This is a genomic window from Pseudaquidulcibacter saccharophilus (genome assembly GCF_019455445.1).
GTDB classification, from domain to species: Bacteria; Pseudomonadota; Alphaproteobacteria; order Caulobacterales; family Aquidulcibacteraceae; genus Pseudaquidulcibacter; species Pseudaquidulcibacter saccharophilus.
The window spans coordinates 1-2,500 of record NZ_JAHWUS010000009.1 but is presented as its reverse complement, the minus strand read 5'-3'; the positions used below and the strand labels follow the sequence as shown (position 1 = coordinate 2,500).

Here is a 2,500-nt window from a genome sequence, read left to right as displayed (position 1 = left end):
GGCCAATCAAAACACGTGATAGCTGGTTCTCCGCGAAAACTATTTAGGTAGTGCGTCGCGTATTACTCCAGGGGGTAGAGCACTGGATGGGCTAGGGGTCCTCACCGGATTACCAAACCTAACCAAACTCCGAATACCTGGAAGTAGAGCGCGGCAGACAGACGGCGGGTGCTAACGTCCGTCGTCAAGAGGGAAACAACCCTAACCGCCAGTTAAGGCCCCCAAGTAATGGCTAAGTTGGAAAGGATGTGGGATTGCATAGACAACTAGGATGTTGGCTTAGAAGCAGCCATCATTTAAAGAAAGCGTAACAGCTCACTAGTCAAGCGATCCTGCGCCGAAAATGTAACGGGGATTAAGCCATTCGCCGAAACTGCGGATTCACATTTATGTGAGTGGTAGCGGAGCGTTCTGTAAGCCGTTGAAGCAGCATGGTGATGTGTTGTGGAGGTATCAGAAGTGAGAATGCTGGCATGAGTAGCGACAAAGAGTGTGAGAGACACTCTCGCCGAAAGACCAAGGTTTCCTACGTAAAGTTAATCTGCGTAGGGTTAGTCGGCCCCTAAGGTGAGGCAGAAATGCGTAGCCGATGGGAAGCAGGTTAATATTCCTGCACTTGGTGGTGGTGACGAACGTCGGAAGTTATTAGTTCTTATTGGATTGAACTGGTAGCCTAGAAGTTCCAGGAAATAGCCCCACCGTATAAACCGTACCCGAAACCGACACAGGTGGTCAGGTAGAGCATACCAAGGCGCTTGAGAGAACTATGCTGAAGGAACTCGGCAAATTGCTCCCGTAACTTCGGAAGAAGGGAGACTTTTTGTTGGGCAACCAGCAAGAAGTGGCACAGACTAGGGGGTGGCGACTGTTTATCAAAAACACAGGGCTCTGCGAAGTCGCAAGACGACGTATAGGGTCTGACGCCTGCCCGGTGCCTGAAGGTTAAGAGGAGGTGTGCAAGCACTGAATTGAAGCCCAGGTGAACGGCGGCCGTAACTATAACGGTCCTAAGGTAGCGAAATTCCTTGTCGGGTAAGTTCCGACCTGCACGAATGGCGTAACGACTTCCCCACTGTCTCCAGCATAGACTCAGCGAAATTGAAATCTCCGTGAAGATGCGGAGTTCCCGTGGCTAGACGGAAAGACCCTGTGAACCTTTACTGCAGTTTTGTAGTGGTGCTATCGATATCATGTGTAGGATAGGTCGGAGACTTTGAAGCATTGGCGCCAGCCTTTGTGGAGTCACCCTTGAAATACGACCCTTGATCTCGGTGGCATCTAACCGCGGTCCCTTATCGGGATCCGGGACCCTACATGACGGGCAGTTTGACTGGGGCGGTCGCCTCCTAAAGTGTAACGGAGGCGCGCGATGGTGGGCTCAAGCCGGTCGGAAATCGGCTGTTGAGTGCAATGGCATAAGCCCGCCTGACTGCGAGACTGACGAGTCGAGCAGAGACGAAAGTCGGCCATAGTGATCCGGTGATTCTGCGTGGTAGGATCATCGCTCAACGGATAAAAGGTACTCCGGGGATAACAGGCTGATGACCCCCAAGAGTCCATATCGACGGGGTCGTTTGGCACCTCGATGTCGGCTCATCTCATCCTGGGGCTGGAGAAGGTCCCAAGGGTATGGCTGTTCGCCATTTAAAGAGGTACGTGAGCTGGGTTCAGAACGTCGTGAGACAGTTTGGTCCCTATCTACCATGGGTGTCGAAACTTGAGAGGATTTGTCCCTAGTACGAGAGGACCGGGATGAACATACCTCTGGTGGACCAGTTGTCCTGCCAAGGGCATAGCTGGGTAGCTAAGTATGGAATAGATAAACGCTGAAAGCATCTAAGCGTGAAACTAACCTCAAAACCAGGTTTCATTTAGAGTCGTGATAGACCATCACGTTGATAGGGCAGATGTGGAAGCGCGGTGACGCGTGAAGCTGACTGCTACTAATAACTCGATCGCTTAATCTAAGCGGATTTATATGCGATGGAAATCGCATTGGACACACCAATGAATGTAACTTTAGTTATGTATCGCCAAATAGACTTTGGATATCATCAACTAGCCATAAACATCTTAAACCGTGTTTTTCTAATAGACTATGTCACTTTATAACGAATGTGTTTCGCCGACCTGGTGGTTATTCCAGAGGTTCCACACCCGATCCCGTCCCGAACTCGGTCGTTAAGCCCTCTTGGGCCGATGGTACTGCCGCTTAAGCGGCGGGAGAGTAGGTCATCGCCGGGTCTGCGAAGCACATTCGTTCTAACAAGTTTTAACAACCCTCTTTATGATTTTAATTAAAGCCGCCATTGGCGGCTTTTTTAGTTTCTGGTAAACTAAACCTATTCGGACCGGGCCCTGCCAAGCCCACCAATGGTTCCTTCGCTGACTACACCAGTCAGCACATCTTTATCGCGGGGTGGAGCAGCCCTCAACCGAATGAACCCATATTGGGTGAATTCGGCAAACCAAACGAACCGGGCCCTGCCAAGCCCACCAA

Annotated in this window: 2 rRNA genes (1 of these 2 cut by a window edge); both read left to right on the top strand. The window is 50.9% G+C overall.

Features of this window, described 5'->3' with window-relative positions:
- A 23S ribosomal RNA gene (locus KXV15_RS13385) occupies positions 1–1,967 on the top strand; it begins 815 nt to the left of the window's first position.
- Positions 1,968–2,129: 162 nt separating this feature from the next.
- Positions 2,130–2,244 (top strand): 5S ribosomal RNA (gene rrf, locus KXV15_RS13380).
- The last annotated feature ends 256 nt before the right edge of the window (positions 2,245–2,500 follow it).